This is a genomic window from Methyloceanibacter stevinii (assembly GCF_001723355.1).
Lineage (GTDB): Bacteria > Pseudomonadota > Alphaproteobacteria > Rhizobiales > Methyloligellaceae > Methyloceanibacter > Methyloceanibacter stevinii.
Map to the genome: position 1 here is coordinate 410,305 of NZ_LPWE01000011.1, position 14,028 is coordinate 424,332.

Sequence of the window (14,028 nt, forward strand, 5' to 3'; positions counted from 1 at the left end):
GCTGACCTATCTCGCGCTCAAATACGTCCACATCATCGGGGCTTGCGTGCTGTTGGGGACCGGCGCGGGCATCGCCTTCTTCATGCTGATGGCCCATCGCACCAAGGATCCGGCGGTTATCGCCGGGGTAGCGCGCATCGTGGTGATTGCCGACTTGGTCTTCACGGCGACGGCCGTCGTTCTGCAGCCGCTCACGGGCCTCGCACTCGCCTGGCAGGCGGGCTACGCGCTCCATCAAGGATGGATCGTCCTGTCCGTCCTTCTATATCTGCTGATCGGCGCGCTATGGGTGCCCGTGGTGTGGATGCAGCTCCGGATGCGGGATTTAGCGGCATCGGCGGTGCGCGCGGGCACGCCCCTTCCGCCGCAGTACCACGCGCTGTTTCGCTGGTGGTTCGCGTTCGGGATTCCGGCCTTCGCGGCGGTGCTCATCATCGTTTGGCTGATGATCGCCCGGCCGGCGCTGGGGCTTCATTGAGCCGCCCGAAAACGCCATGCCCGGCAGGCTGATCCGCTCACGGGCCACAGGGGCTGAAATCTCGTGGTCCAGCCTCGCTAACGTCTTAATTTGCGCTTCAAAGTCAAAGGATTCGGCGCCTGCAGAGGGGAGTCGGCCCTCTCGGGCCCGCGAACCGAGCCCTGGGCATCGCCCCCCGGCTCGTGCTCTAATGGACTGAAGGGGGGCGCGATTCTAGGATCTGCGCCGGCCGTCGGCGTGGGCGGTCAAGTTTGGGGGGAAATGCGATGTCGGCGATGCAGCCCATTTCGAGGCCTGGGAGACTCTGCGCCTGATGTCGGCTGGTTTTGGGCTCGAGAGGATTGGGCTTGTTGCCCTGCGCTTTCCGCGCGCGACCCTTCTGCTCATCGTCTTGATTACGCTGCCGCTGGCCTACTTCTCGACGAAAGTCGGGTTCTCGAGCGATATTCGCGAGATCTTCCGTTCCGGGACCGTCGACTACGCCAAGTTCCAGCTGGTCGAGGAGCAGTATCCGGACAGCGGCCAGGATGTCCTGCTTCTCATCCGGTCCGACAATCTCTTCACGGTCAAGAATCTCGAGCGCCTGCGCGATCTCCATCTCGAGCTGAGCTTCGCGAATGGCGTGCGCGATGTCGTGTCGATGTTTTCGGCCCGCCATCCGCCGGACAATGCCGGCGGCGCCGAGCCGCTCTTCCCTCCGGAGATCACGGAGAAGGATTTGCCGGAGGCGAAAGAAGCGATCCTTCACCATCCGCTCGTGGCCAAAAAGCTCCTGTCGCCGGATGGGCAGACCACGCTCTTCGTGATCGCGATGCAGCCTTACCCGGATATCGACGACTTGCGCGTCGTGGCGAGTGAGTTGCGCGATGTGACGGAGCGCATGCTCGAAGGAACCGACATGACGGTCCAATATTCGGGTCTGTCGTTCTTGCGCCTCGAAATTGTCTCATCGCTCATGGCCGACCAGATGACGTTCATCTCCGTCGGGTTCCTGATCGTCCTGCTCATCTCCTGGCTCTTCTTCCACAGCATCACCTATGTCTGCGTGGCGGCGCTTCCGTCCGTCATCGCTGTGATCTGGCTGGGCGGGATCACGGGTTTGCGCGGAACGGAGGTCGACGTCATGAGCGGGGTCGTGCCGGCCCTCGTCATCGTGCTCGTAGTGGCAAGCTCGCTCCATCTTCTCTTCAAGGTCAGACGCGAGCTCGCAGAGGCGCCGAGGTCTACGAGGCCGTGGACCGGTCCGTGCGCGAGATCGGGCCCGCCTGTGTGCTGGCCTCGCTGACCACGGCAATCGCGCTGTTCTCGCTCACCCTTGTGCCGCTGAAGATCGTGGCGGGCTTCGGACTCACGGCGGCGATCGGCACGGCGATTGCGTACCTTGTCACCATCACGGTCGTGCCGTCGCTGGCCTTTCTGCTCTTCAGCCGTGTGAAGAAGAAAAAGTCGCTTGGAAACAAAGCCGATCTAGCCTTCGGCGCGGCAAGCCGTTGTTGCCACGGCGTTGCCCATTTCGCTTTGGTGCGGCCGCGGCTGGTGCTCGGATGCGGTCTCATCCTCTTGGTCAGCGCCGGCGTGCTCTACGCTCAGATCAGTCCCCGCTATCAATATCGGGAGTACCTGCCCGAGCGCAGCCCGGCGCATCTCGCCATGAACGCCATCGACGACCGGCTGGCGGGAACCGAGAATATCTTCGTCCATATTCAGATGCCGCCGGGCACGCGTATAGACAGCCCCGAAAGCGCGGAGCTCGTGAACAAGGTCGATGGGATCGTCGCCGGTTTGCCTCTGATACGCAGCGTGACGTCGCTCCATGGCATCGAAAGTTGGGCGGTTGCCGGCGAAATGACCGAAGATCAATTCTTCGGCCTCCTCCAGGAAGCCAAGACGCCGCTCATGGATAGAATCCTATCGGTGGACGACAACTCGACGCTTGTCACCGGGTATTTCCCAGGGACGGATGCCGCGGATCTCCTGCCGGTGGTGAAGGAGCTGGAAAGCAAACTCGATAAGTTGCGTGCCGCCTATCCGGGGGTGGTCTTCACGGCGACGAGCCTCTCGGTTCTTTCCGCGAAAGCGAGCTACGAGATGATCGCGCAGCTGAACAGAAGTCTTCTTCTCGCGATCTGCCTCAACATCATGCTTGTCGGTCTGGTGTTCCGGTCGGTGCGCGCGGGCCTCTACTGTGTCTTGCCCAATCTTCTTCCGATCATGGTCGTCGCCGGGTTCCTCTATCTCTCCGGGTTGGGCTTGCAGTTCACCAGCGTCGTCGCCTTTACCATCGGATTCGGTATCGCGGTCGACAACACGATCCACATTCTCAACTATTACGGCTTGATGCGCTCTCACGGCCGGGCCGTGCGTCCGGCGCTGGAAGAGACGCTGACCACGATTGGGCCGGTTCTGACGGTCGGGACGGTTGTTTTGATCTCCGGATTCGCCGCAACACTGTTGAGTCAGCTGCCGAATCTGCGTCTTTTCGGCGAAGTCGCCATTATGTTGCTTGCCACGGCCCTGTTGGCGAACCTACTGATACTCCCCGCAACGATTGCAATCCTGGAAGGTGGTCCGCTAAAGAAGAGCGGATCGCGGCATTGATGGCGGATTGGGGGCTTCAGCCATCATGCTCAGTGGGCAATGAGCGGAGGTACATTTATGCAAGTGATGGGGAACCGTCTTTCGCGCGGGAGTTCGATGGTGCCAGGTCGGGAATTTGCGCAGGTCACCGGACGCGCGTTTTTTGGGTTCGCACTGCTTGCCCTCATAGTGGCAGTGGCGCCGAATACAGCAGCATCGGCAGCCGCGCTGGCCGGAGAATGGAGCGGCGAGGGCACGGTCACCCAGACTGAAGGGCCGACTGAGAAGGTCCGGTGCCGCGTCAGCTATAAGCAGGAAAGCGCCAAGGTCTTCGGTGTCGTCGCCCAGTGCGCCTCTACGTCGAAGATGATGAAGCAGATCGGCGAACTTCTGGAAGTGCGTCCGGGTGTCTACACCGGCGAATTCATCCTCACGCAGTACGACGTCAGCGGCCGGGTCCGCGTTGTCGTCGAGGGTGAAACGCAGACGGTGACGTTCAAGAGCCCGCGGGGCGAAGGCGAAGTCATCCTCAACCGGCGTTAGGCTTGCCGCTGGCAGGGGCGTGCCACGCCCAAGGATCACGACCCGTCTGAGGTCGAAACGCCTTTCGCCTTGACCTTGGCCTGCCAGATTTGCGTGTCGCCCAAGATGAAGAGCACATCGTTCTTCGGGCCGCCAAAGGTGAAGTTGGCGACGCCCGGCGCGGCTATCTCGCCCAGAAGGTCGCCCTCCGGTGAGAAGACCTGCACGCCCGTCGCCGACGAGGTGTAGACCCGTCCTTTCGTATCGAGCTTGATCCCGTCCGGGCAGCCCGGCGACACCGTCGCGAACAGTCTGTCGCCGCGCAGGTGACCGCCCGTGTGCACGTCGAAAGCGCGGATGTGGTGCGGCAGGTTCACGAAATAGGTGCCGGGAGCCTGATTGGCGCCCGTGTCGGTGATGTACAGCACGCTTTCGTCGGGTGAGAAGGCGAGGCCGTTCGGCTTGTTGAACGAGTCCGCCACCACGGCCGTTTCGCCGCTCGCGGGGTCGTAGCGATAGACATAGGCGCCGATCTTGGCGGCCGGTTTGAAGCCTTGCAGCTCGCCGTAATTGGGATCGGTGAACCACACGGTGCCGTCCGACTTCTCAACGATATCGTTCGGCGAGTTGAGCGGCATCCCGCGCCAGGAATCGACGATCGTTTTCAGGGCGCGCGTCGCAAGGTCCATCCGGCTGATCCGCGCCCGCTCATCCAGCGTGCCTTGTTCGCAGATCAGAAGCCGCCCCTTGCGGTCGAGGCACATACCGTTCGCCATGTTCGACGGCTGCCGCACGACCTCGAGCGTGCCCGCTTCGAAGGGAAACCTGTCGCCCTTCAAGCCAAGCCGCATGATGGCGATGTTCTTGGGGCCCGGTTCCGGCACGGTGGTGAAATACAGCGCGTGTTCGGCGGCGACATAGACCGGGCCCTCATGGGCGTTTGTCTCGATCAGGACGCGCCGTTCGAAGTCTTTGCCGAGGACCTTCCGGAATCCGGCCTGGAAGCAGGTGTAGCTGTCGGCTTCTTGCTTGGCTCTTTCGTCCGTCATGTCAGACCTCCGTTCGAGCGGCGCGAAAACGCCTATAGCACGCGTCTATAACAACGGTTCCACAACCTTGCTGACCGCGACGCCGAGCGTGCGCTGTGCTTCCGGATCGAGGTGCACGCCGTCGACAGCGCTCACCTTGACGACTTCGCCCGCGTCGAGAAAACCGATGCCGAAACGCTTGGCGACGGTTTCATAGGCGCCGGCGAGCCCCCGCGAGGTGCCTTGCCCGCCGGAATACATCAGTGACATTTCCGGGCTTAACGATCCAAGCGGCGGCGGGGCGATCACCACCATCTTCGGCGCTGTGCCGCCAGGGCCTGCCTGGCTCGCGTTCACCGCCCGGACCATCGCCATGAGATTGATGCCGGCCCGGCCCGCGGTGAGCCCATAGCAGGGCGCACTGTCGTTCGTCCCCAGCATGACCGCGACCACATCGAGCGGCGCATGGCTCTCCAGGAGCGGCGGCAGCATCGCCATCCCGTTGCGATAGGGACGCGCGGGATCGTCCGTGGCGAGCGTCCGTGCGTTCAGCCCTTCCTCGACCACCCGGACCCGCCCCTGCAGCGCGGCTTCCAACGCGCGGGGCCAGCGGTCTTCCGGCGCAAACCGCGTTCCGTCTTTAGGATTGTAGCCCCAGGTGATGGAGTCGCCGAAGCACAGGATGGTTTTCGTCACGGATGTCTCCCCGGTCGCTTGGTGCCGCCCAAGTCGGCTTTCGTCAGTCTCGCCGTCATTGTGCGGCCGGCGCAACGCGCCAAACAGTATTGCCCACATCGTCGGCCACGAGCAGGGCTCCGGTCCGGTCTTCCGCCACGCCGACGGGGCGCCCGTAGGCCTTGCCGTCCGCGCCGAGAAACCCCGTGAGGATGTCCTCGGGTTCTCCCGACGGCATGCCGCCCTCGAACGGCACGAAGATCACCTTGTAGCCGCTCGGAGGCCGGCGGTTCCAGGACCCGTGCTGGCCGACGAAGGCGCCGCCCCGGAAGCGCTCGGGGAACAGGTCGCCGGTGTAGAAGGCAAGCCCGAGCGAGGCGGTATGCGGTCCGAGTGCATAGTCGGGCACGATCGCCGTCTTCACGAGATCGGGGCGCTGCGGCTGGACCCGCGCATCCACGTGGTCGCCGTAATAGCTGTAGGGCCAGCCATAGAAGCCGTTCTCCTGGACTGAGGTCATGTAATCCGGCACGAGGTCGCTGCCGAGTTCGTCCCGTTCGTTGACCGAGGTCCACAGCGTACCGCTGTCGGGCTGAAATGCGAGACCCACGGGATTGCGAAGGCCCGACGCGAACAGGCGCGAGGACCCGCTGTCGAGATCGATCTCGTGGATCGCCGCGCGTCCGGCCTCGCTGTCGAAACCGCGTTCGCCAACATTGCTGTTGGAGCCTACCGACGCATAGAGCTTCGTGCCGTCAGGGCTGGCGACGATGTTCTTGACCCAGTGGATGTTGACCGGACCGGCGGGGAGCTCCGCAACCGGTTCGCCCTTTCCGGAAATCTCTGTGTCGCCGGCTCTGTAGGGGAAGCGGACGATGCCGTCGGTGTTCGCCACGTAGAAACTGTCGCCGACGAGCGCCATGCCGTAGGGCGAATTGAGCCCTGACAGAAACGTCGTGCGCGTCTCGGCCACGCCGTCGCCGTCGCCGTCGCGCAGAAGCGTGATCCGGTTGGGGCTCTCGACACCGGCACCTGCCCACCACATGCCGAGCTTCATCAGGTGCCCCATAATCCCGTCGGTCATGCCGGGTTGCGGCGGCGCGGCGCTCTCGGCGGCCAGCACGTCGCCATTGGGGAGGACATAGAGCATGCGCGGATGGTCCAAATCCGAGGCGAAGGCGTTCACTGTCAGGCCGTCCGCGGCTTGCGGTGCCTTTCCATCCGGCCAGCCTGTCGCTTCGGCGATCACGACCGTGGGCAACGTGGTTTCGACAGGCGGGGGCAATTCAGGGTTCGGGCCGTGCCGGCCGATACGGGCAAGGTAGCCTCCTCGCCGCAGCCCGGCAGAAGCACGCAAACCAAAGCGGCGAAGAGACCGGTGATCAGACGTCTATGCATGGAGCTTCGGATCCTCGCGGGCGCCAACTTTGGCCAAACCTGGGCAGGGATGGGACGTCGGCGGTCAAATTGGTGTGAAACGGCCATTAAGTGCTTCGGCTGTTTGGGTTTTTGGGTGCCCCGCTGCGACATTGCGGCCTTTCAGCCTATGGGACCGTGCAGGCGGGTGAGATAATGTGATAAGCCCCACGGCGAAGTCGTGAATCGCAGTCTTGCGGGCGACGGTAGTCATCCTCCTCGGATCATTAGAATGCAGCAGAGAAACGAAAGCGCCAAGCGCGAGGCACAGGACTCGAAGGGCGGCAAGCCATCCGTGTCCGATACGCCGGCATCCAAGCCGCCGTCCGGATCGGAACAGGAAGCGGCCGCGTCGGGCCGTGGCGGCAGACTCCTTTTCATCACGCTGGCTGTGCTGGCCGTGGCCGGGCTCGTGTACTGGTACATGTCCGCTCCTCAGGAAGCGCAACAGGCAGGCGCTCCCGGCGGCGCGCCGCCCGCGCCACCGGTCACGGTGTCCGCGCCGCTGGTCGAGACGCTGCGGGAATGGAGTGACTTCACGGGACAGTTCATGGCTCAGGAATCCGTCGAGATCCGCGCCCGAGTCAGCGGCTACCTGGAATCGGTCAATTTCAAAGACGGACAATTGGTGAAGAAGGGCGATCTTCTCTTCGTCATCGAGCCGCGTCCGTTCGAAATTGCGCTGGACTCGGCCAAGGCCGACCTTGTCCAAGCCGAGGCCCAACTCGACCTTGCCAAGGTGCAGCTTGAGCGCACGGCTGAGCTGCATAAGAAAAGCTATGCCTCGGGGCAGACCTTCGACGAGCGCGCCGCGGAAGTGAAGAACGCGACGGCGGCTCGCGACAAGGCTCGCGCGGAAGTCGATCAGGCGCAGTTGAACCTTGACTACACGCGCGTTCTGGCGCCCGTCTCCGGCCGTGTGGGCCGTCACGAAGTGAGTGTCGGCAACCTGGTCGTCGGCGGCCCCGGCGAGACGACGTTGCTCACGACCATTGTTTCGCTCGATCCGATCTGGCTGATGTTCAACATCAGCGAGGGCGACGGCATGACCTACAAGCGCCTCATCCAGAAAGGCGAGGTGCAGTCCGCCCGCACCAACAGCGTGGCGGTCGAAGGCCAGCTCATGGACGAGACGGACTGGCCGCTGAAGGGCGCGATCGACTTCGTCGACAACCAATACGACCGTTCCTCCGGCACGATCCGCGTCCGCGCATCGTTTCCCAACAAGGACCTGTTCATCACGCCCGGACAGTTCGGCCGCGTGCGCGTGCCCATGTCCCAGGAGAAGCCGACGATGCTCGTGCCCGACGCCGCCGTGGTCACGGACCAGTCGACAAAACTGCTGTTCACCGTGGCCGAAGACGGGACGGTCGTGCCGAAACCCGTGGAGCTTGGTTCTGTGACGGATGACGGCTTGCGTGTCGTCCGGAGTGGCATCACCCGCGACGACAAGGTCGTCATCAACGGGTTGTTGAGGGCGCGGCCCGGTCAGAAGGTCACGCCGCAGCCCGGCGAAATCAAACCTAAAGGGCAACAGGCCTCCGCTCAATGAAGCTCTCGCACTTCTTCATCGACCGGCCGATCTTCGCCGCCGTTATCTCGATCCTCATTACGCTGATCGGCGGCGTCGCTTATTTCAGCTTGCCGGTTTCACAGTATCCCGAGATCGCGCCGCCATCGATTCAGGTGACGGCGCAATATCCGGGCGCGTCCGCCGAGATCGTCGCCAATACCGTCGCCACGCCCATCGAGCAGGAAGTGAACGGCGTGGACGACATGATCTACATGACGTCTCAGTCGACCGGCGATGGCTCGATGTCGCTGACCGTGACGTTCAAGTTGGGCACGGACCTCGATACGGCGCAGGTGCTGGTGCAGAACCGCGTCGCGATCGCGACCCCGCGTCTGCCTGAGGAAGTGCGCTCGCTTGGCGTCCAGGTCGTGAAGCAGTCGCCGGACCTCATGATGGTGATCCATCTGAGTTCGCCCGACGATAGCCGCGACATGCTGTACGTCTCGAACCATGCGACGCTGCATGTGAGGGATGTGCTGTCGCGTATCGACGGCGTCGGAAATGTCAGGATCTTCGGCGCGCGAGACTACGCGATGCGCGTCTGGCTCGACCCCGACAAGCTGGCCCTCCGCAATCTCACCGCGGGCGATGTCATCAGCGCCTTGCGCGGACAGAACGTGCAGGTCGCGGCCGGCGTGATCAACCAGCCGCCGGTGCCCCAGCCTGGAGCCTTTCAGCTCAATGTCGAGACGCAAGGGCGTCTGACGACGCCCGAGGACTTCGGCAATATCATTGTGAAGGTCGAGGGGGAGGGGCGTGTCGTGCGGGTGCGCGACGTGGCCCGGGTGGAACTTGGGGCCGCGGACTACAACCTGAATGGCTATCTCGATGGCCGCATCGCGATCCCGATGGGCATCTTCCAGCGTCCGGGCTCCAATGCGCTCGATACGGCCGCCGAGGTCGAGGCCGCCATGGAGGAGCTTTCGAAGTCCTTCCCGGCCGGTCTGCGTTACGACATCGTCTACAACCCGACGGTCTTTATCTCCGAATCGATCGAGGCCGTGCTGCATACGATGTTCGAGGCCGTCATCCTGGTGGTGCTCGTCATCGTCATCTTCCTCCAGACATGGCGCGCGTCGCTGATCCCCATCGTCGCAATTCCGATTTCGCTCGTGGGCACGTTCACTGTGCTTTCGGCGATCGGGTATTCGCTGAACAACCTGTCGCTATTCGGCTTGGTGCTCGCGATCGGCATCGTGGTCGACGACGCGATCGTGGTGGTGGAGAATGTCGAACGTAACATTCGTGAGGGCCTCAAGCCGCGTGAAGCGGCTTACCGCACGATGGACGAGGTCGGCACCGCGCTGATCGCGATGACCCTCGTCGTTTGCGCGGTGTTCATCCCGACGCTGTTCCTGAGCGGCATTCTCGGCCAGTTCTTCCGCCAGTTCGCGGTGACCATCGCGACAGCCACGCTGATCTCACTCGTCGTGTCACTGACCTTGAGTCCGGCACTGTGCGCGCTGCTGTTCAAGCCGCATGAGGCCGGCGAGAAAAAGGGACTGATCGGACGGGTGCTCGACCGGGCCTTCGGTGTCTTCAATCGTGGCTTCGATTGGGTGGCGAACAAGTATGGCGCGCTCACGGGCCGGCTCTTGCGCATGTCCGGCATCATGCTGGCGATCTATGCCGGACTGATCGGGTTGACCGTCTTTCAGTTCCGCGCGGCGCCGACGGGCTTCATTCCGAACCAAGATCTCGGCTATCTCATCAACATCATCCAGTTGCCGCCAGGCGCGGCCTTGTCCCGTACCGACGAGGTGGCCCTGAAGGTGACCAAGATCGCCCTCGAGACGCCGGGCGTTGCCCATGCGGTTCCGATCGTCGGCCTGGACGGTGCCACCTTCACCACGAACTCGAACTCGGCAGTGGTCTTCACGCCGCTCGAGCCGTTCCAGGAGCGGGCGAAAAAGGGCCTGAGCGCGGCCGCCATCTCCGGTGCGCTCAACCAGGGCTTCGCGTCCATCGAGGATGCGTTCATCTTGAGCATCTCGCCGCCGCCGGTGCGCGGAATCGGCACCACGGGCGGCTTCAAGATGGAGGTGCAGGACACGAAGGGCGCGCCGTTGTCGCAACTTGCGGAAGTCGCGCAGACGTTGATGGGCGCGGCGAACCAGGACCCCGGTCTTTCGCGCGTGTTCACGACCTTCAACACCGGTACGCCCAGTGTCTACGCGGATATTGACCGGGTGCGCGCCGAAATGCTCGGTGTGAACGCGGACGACATCTTCCAGACGCTCGAGGTCTACCTCGGCTCACAATACGTGAACGACTTCAACTTCCTCGGGCGCGTGTACCGCGTGACCGCGCAGGCGGACGGCAAGTTCCGCCAGGATCTGCACGCGATATCGCAACTCCAGGCGCGCAATGCGGCAGGCGAAATGGTGCCGCTGGGCTCTGTGGCCGCGTTCCGCGACATCACCGGGCCGTACCGGGTTGAGCACTTCAACCTGTTTCCCGCGGCAGCCGTGCAAGGCGGAACGAAACCGGGCTTTTCGAGCGGCTACGGATTGGAGGCCATGGAGCGGCTCGCGGCCGAAGTCCTTCCCGAAGGCTATTCCTACCAATGGACCGAGCTCGCCTATCAAGAGAAACAAGCCGGCGACACCGCCATCTTTGTATTCGCCGCGGCGGTTGTGTTCGTGTTCCTGCTGCTCGCCGCTCAATATGAGAGCTGGGGCTTGCCGCTCGCTGTCATCTTGATCGTGCCCATGTGTTTGCTAGCCGCGGTCAGTGGATTGATGCTGCGCGGGATGGACATCAACATTCTGGGACAGGTCGGCTTTGTCGTCTTGATTGCCTTGGCCGCGAAGAACGCCATTCTGATTGTCGAATTCGCGCGGCAGAACGAGGAGCAAGGCCAGGACCGGTTCCAGGCCGTGGTCGAGGCGGCGCGCGTGCGCTTGCGGCCGATTCTGATGACGGCACTGGCCTTTATTCTCGGTGTCGTGCCGCTCGTCATCGCGACCGGGGCCGGCTCTGAGATGCGCCAGTCCCTGGGCACGGCCGTGTTCTCTGGCATGCTGGGCGTTACGGCGTTCGGCCTGATCTTCACGCCGATCTTCTATGTCGTGGTGCGGAAGTTCATGCCGGACCGGAAGTTGCCGGAGGAAGAGAGCGCCAAGCCTGCGGAGTAGGGCGTTTTGCGTCCGAAGGCTGCGGGACCGGATGCTCGTGTCACGGCCTTGGGACCTCGTTGCGGTGGGCAAGCTCAGGCCGGTGTTGCCCAATCCAGTAGCATCCGACTATGATGCCTAAAAAATACGACTACGGGACGGAAACGGACGTGAGGAACGGGCGATCCAAGGCGCTTAATGGAGACGGCTGAGTTTGCCGCAAGACACAGAGACGCTGATGGCAGGGGAAGTTCCGACGGACTCTGCCGAGTATTACGCCAAATTTTTCAATGAGATGAAGGATTCCGAGGGCAATGTGCGGCCTGCCTATAAGCAGCTCGCCAAGTTCCTCGACGGCCTTTCGCTCGAATCTCTTGCGACCAAGCAAGAAGCCGCCGATGCGCTCTTCCGCAGGCTTGGCATCACCTTCGCCGTCTATACGGAAGGCGGTTCGACCGAGCGCCTGATCCCCTTCGATTTGATCCCGCGAATCCTGCACCACTCCGAATGGGATCTGGTCGAGCGCGGTTGCCTTCAGCGGGTGAAGGCAATCAACATGTTCCTGTACGACATCTATCACAACCAGGAGATTCTGAAGGCCGAGCTCGTCCCGGCGGAGCTCGTGTTCAAGAACCCCGCCTTCGGCCCGAGATCGGTGTTGATCTTCCGAAGGGTCTACGCGCACGTCGCCGGCGTCGATCTCGTCCGCACGGGCGAGCGCGACTTCTTCGTGCTCGAGGACAATGTCCGCACCCCGTCGGGCGTGTCCTATCTTCTCGAGAACCGGGAAATCATGATGCGGCTGTTCCCGGACGCCTTTAACGGCCAGGCCGTGTCGCCGGTCGGCAACTACCCCGAACGCCTGTTGGAGAATTTGCGCGCTGTCGCGCCGGGCGGGGCGGAAGACCCGGTCGTCGTGCTGCTGACGCCCGGCCGCTACAACAGCGCCTATTTCGAACATGTATTTCTCGCCGAGCAGATGGGCATCGATCTTGTCGAAGGCGTCGATCTGTTCGTGCGCGATGGCTATGTCTGGATGCGCACGACCGAGGGTCCGGTCCGCGTCGATGTGATCTATCGCCGTCTCGACGACGATTTCATGGACCCGCTCGCGTTCTATCCCGGGTCGTTGCTCGCGGTTCCCGGCCTTCTGTCGGTGATCCGCGCAGGCCATGTCGCCCTCGCCAACGCGCTCGGAACCGGCGTGGCCGACGACAAGGCCATGTACACTTACGTGCCCCGCATGATCGAGTTTTATCTCGGCGAGCACGCGATTCTGAACAACGTTCAGACCTACATGCTGCGCGATCCCAAGCAGTGCCAGCACGTTCTCCAGAACATCGAGAATCTCGTTGTGAAAGAGGTCCAGGGCTCCGGCGGTTACGGCATGCTGATTGGGCCGGCCTCCACCAAGGCGGAGCAGGAGGCCTACAAGGCGCGCGTGCTGCAGGACCCGGCCAATTTCATCGCTCAGCCGACACTCACACTTTCCACCTCGCCGACCCTGTGCAACGGCAACATCGAGCCGCGTCATGTGGACCTGAGGCCGTTCGTGCTCTCGGGCAACGAGACGTCCGTCATACCGGGCGGCCTGACGCGTGTGGCGCTTCGCGAGAAGTCGCTGGTCGTCAATTCGAGCCAAGGCGGCGGGACGAAGGACACTTGGGTTTTGGAGCGTGGAGCATGCTGAGCCGGACCGCCGAGGATCTGTATTGGATGGCGCGCAACATGGAGCGTGCCGAGAACACCGCCCGCATGCTCGAGGTGAGTTTCCGGCTCGCCCTGCTGCCGACTTCGCTCGGCCGGGAAGAACAGTTCGAGCCGATCCTGACCATCGCGCCGGGCGACGATGATTTCCACGAGCGTTACGACGCGCTGACTCACGAGAACCTCGTGCGCTATGTCGCGCTGGACCCAGAGAACAACGGATCGATCTACTCGCTTATTCGCAATGCGCGCGAAAATGCACGTGCCCGCAGGGCCTCGATATCGAGCGAGGCGTGGGAAACCCTGAACGCGACCTGGCTGCAGATGCAGAGTTTCGACTACGACGAAGTCGAGCGGTGGGGCTTTCGGGATTTCTTCGACTGGGTCAAGGAGCGGTCCCATCTCTTTCGGGGCGTGGTCTTCGGCACCATGCTCCACGACGACGGCTTCCGGTTCTTGCGCCTTGGCACCTTCATCGAGCGTGCCGACAACACGGCCCGCATCCTCGATGTGAAGTACCACGTCCTGCTGCCGGATACCGAGAAGGTCGGCGGCTACGTTGACTACTATCAGTGGGCTGCGCTGCTCCGTTCGGTTGGCGCATACCGCGCGTACCGGCGCATCTACCACGACACGATCTATCCCTGGCGCGTGGCCGAGCTACTGATCCTGCGGGAAGACATGCCGCGCTCCCTGCATCACTGCTACGCCATCGTACTGTCGACCTTGGACGAGCTGTCCAAGGAGAAGCCGCTGGAGTGCCGCCGGCTCGCGGGCCAGACCCACGCGCAACTCTGCTACGGGCAGATCCAGGCCGTGTTCCGCGAAGGGCTGCACGAGTATCTGACCCGCTTCATCGAGGACAACCACGCCTTGGGGTCGCAGATCCAAGAAGACTTCCTGATGACCCCGATGGTGATGGCGGAGGCCGTCTAG

11 protein-coding genes are annotated in these 14,028 nt (G+C 63.0%); 8 read left to right on the forward strand and 3 right to left on the reverse strand.

Going from position 1 to position 14,028, the window contains the following annotated elements:
• Window position 1: 1 nt before the first annotated feature.
• The 4 genes from AUC70_RS08750 to AUC70_RS08765 all read left to right on the forward strand — a co-directional run bounded on the left by AUC70_RS08750 (window position 2) and on the right by AUC70_RS08765 (window position 3,598).
• Window positions 2–478, forward strand: coding sequence for a DUF2269 family protein (locus AUC70_RS08750; protein WP_069444648.1), 477 nt, complete (start codon window positions 2–4; stop codon window positions 476–478).
• A gap of 313 nt (window positions 479–791) precedes the next feature.
• Complete coding sequence (locus AUC70_RS16775) at window positions 792–1,763, forward strand: MMPL family transporter (RefSeq protein ID WP_069444466.1); 972 nt, start codon at window positions 792–794, stop codon at window positions 1,761–1,763.
• Window positions 1,712–3,076: an efflux RND transporter permease subunit gene (locus AUC70_RS18370; RefSeq protein ID WP_069444467.1), complete on the forward strand. Its 1,365-nt coding sequence runs from the start codon at window positions 1,712–1,714 to the stop codon at window positions 3,074–3,076. The genes AUC70_RS16775 and AUC70_RS18370 overlap by 52 nt, the downstream gene beginning before the upstream one ends.
• 174 nt (window positions 3,077–3,250) lie before the next feature.
• Entirely contained in the window at window positions 3,251–3,598 is a 348-nt protein-coding gene (locus AUC70_RS08765) for a hypothetical protein (protein WP_141702039.1), read from the forward strand.
• Between the two features lie 35 nt (window positions 3,599–3,633).
• Here the strand turns inward: AUC70_RS08765 and AUC70_RS08770 are convergent, their stop codons facing one another.
• Genes AUC70_RS08770 through AUC70_RS08780 form a run of 3 tightly spaced genes read right to left on the reverse strand, consistent with a single transcriptional unit; the run spans window position 3,634 to window position 6,565 of the window.
• On the reverse strand, window positions 3,634–4,626 hold the full coding sequence (locus tag AUC70_RS08770) for an SMP-30/gluconolactonase/LRE family protein (RefSeq protein WP_069444469.1): 993 nt from the start codon (window positions 4,624–4,626) through the stop codon (window positions 3,634–3,636).
• Between the two features lie 45 nt (window positions 4,627–4,671).
• Window positions 4,672–5,301 (reverse strand): SGNH/GDSL hydrolase family protein, encoded by a 630-nt coding sequence (locus AUC70_RS08775; RefSeq protein ID WP_069444649.1) that lies wholly within the window; start codon window positions 5,299–5,301, stop codon window positions 4,672–4,674.
• Window positions 5,302–5,356: 55 nt separating this feature from the next.
• On the reverse strand, window positions 5,357–6,565 hold the full coding sequence (locus AUC70_RS08780; RefSeq protein WP_425283590.1) for a PQQ-dependent sugar dehydrogenase: 1,209 nt from the start codon (window positions 6,563–6,565) through the stop codon (window positions 5,357–5,359).
• A 363-nt stretch (window positions 6,566–6,928) separates the two neighbouring features.
• Between AUC70_RS08780 and AUC70_RS08785 the strand changes: the two genes are divergently transcribed.
• The 4 genes from AUC70_RS08785 to AUC70_RS08800 all read left to right on the forward strand — a co-directional run bounded on the left by AUC70_RS08785 (window position 6,929) and on the right by AUC70_RS08800 (window position 14,028).
• Window positions 6,929–8,248, forward strand: coding sequence for an efflux RND transporter periplasmic adaptor subunit (locus AUC70_RS08785; protein ID WP_083241423.1), 1,320 nt, complete (start codon window positions 6,929–6,931; stop codon window positions 8,246–8,248).
• Window positions 8,245–11,406, forward strand: a complete 3,162-nt coding sequence (locus AUC70_RS08790) for an efflux RND transporter permease subunit (protein ID WP_069444470.1) — start codon at window positions 8,245–8,247, stop codon at window positions 11,404–11,406. The genes AUC70_RS08785 and AUC70_RS08790 overlap by 4 nt, the downstream gene beginning before the upstream one ends.
• A 217-nt stretch (window positions 11,407–11,623) precedes the next feature.
• Window positions 11,624–13,075: a circularly permuted type 2 ATP-grasp protein gene (locus AUC70_RS08795; protein WP_069444471.1), complete on the forward strand. Its 1,452-nt coding sequence runs from the start codon at window positions 11,624–11,626 to the stop codon at window positions 13,073–13,075.
• Window positions 13,069–14,028 carry an alpha-E domain-containing protein gene (locus tag AUC70_RS08800; protein WP_069444472.1) on the forward strand — a complete coding sequence of 320 codons (960 nt, stop codon included), beginning with the start codon at window positions 13,069–13,071 and terminating at the stop codon, window positions 14,026–14,028. Before AUC70_RS08795 ends, AUC70_RS08800 begins: the two co-directional genes overlap by 7 nt.

Excerpts from the sequence above, each read along its gene's own strand:
- AUC70_RS16775 (WP_069444466.1), top strand. The coding sequence starts at position 792 with ATGTCGGCTGGTTTTGGGCTCGAGAGGATTGGGCTTGTTGCCCTGCGC.
- AUC70_RS08770 (WP_069444469.1), bottom strand. The coding sequence starts at position 4,626 with ATGACGGACGAAAGAGCCAAGCAAGAAGCCGACAGCTACACCTGCTTC.
- AUC70_RS08785 (WP_083241423.1), top strand. The coding sequence starts at position 6,929 with ATGCAGCAGAGAAACGAAAGCGCCAAGCGCGAGGCACAGGACTCGAAG.
- AUC70_RS08790 (WP_069444470.1), top strand. The coding sequence starts at position 8,245 with ATGAAGCTCTCGCACTTCTTCATCGACCGGCCGATCTTCGCCGCCGTT.
- AUC70_RS08795 (WP_069444471.1), top strand. The coding sequence starts at position 11,624 with ATGGCAGGGGAAGTTCCGACGGACTCTGCCGAGTATTACGCCAAATTT.
- AUC70_RS08800 (WP_069444472.1), top strand. The coding sequence starts at position 13,069 with ATGCTGAGCCGGACCGCCGAGGATCTGTATTGGATGGCGCGCAACATG.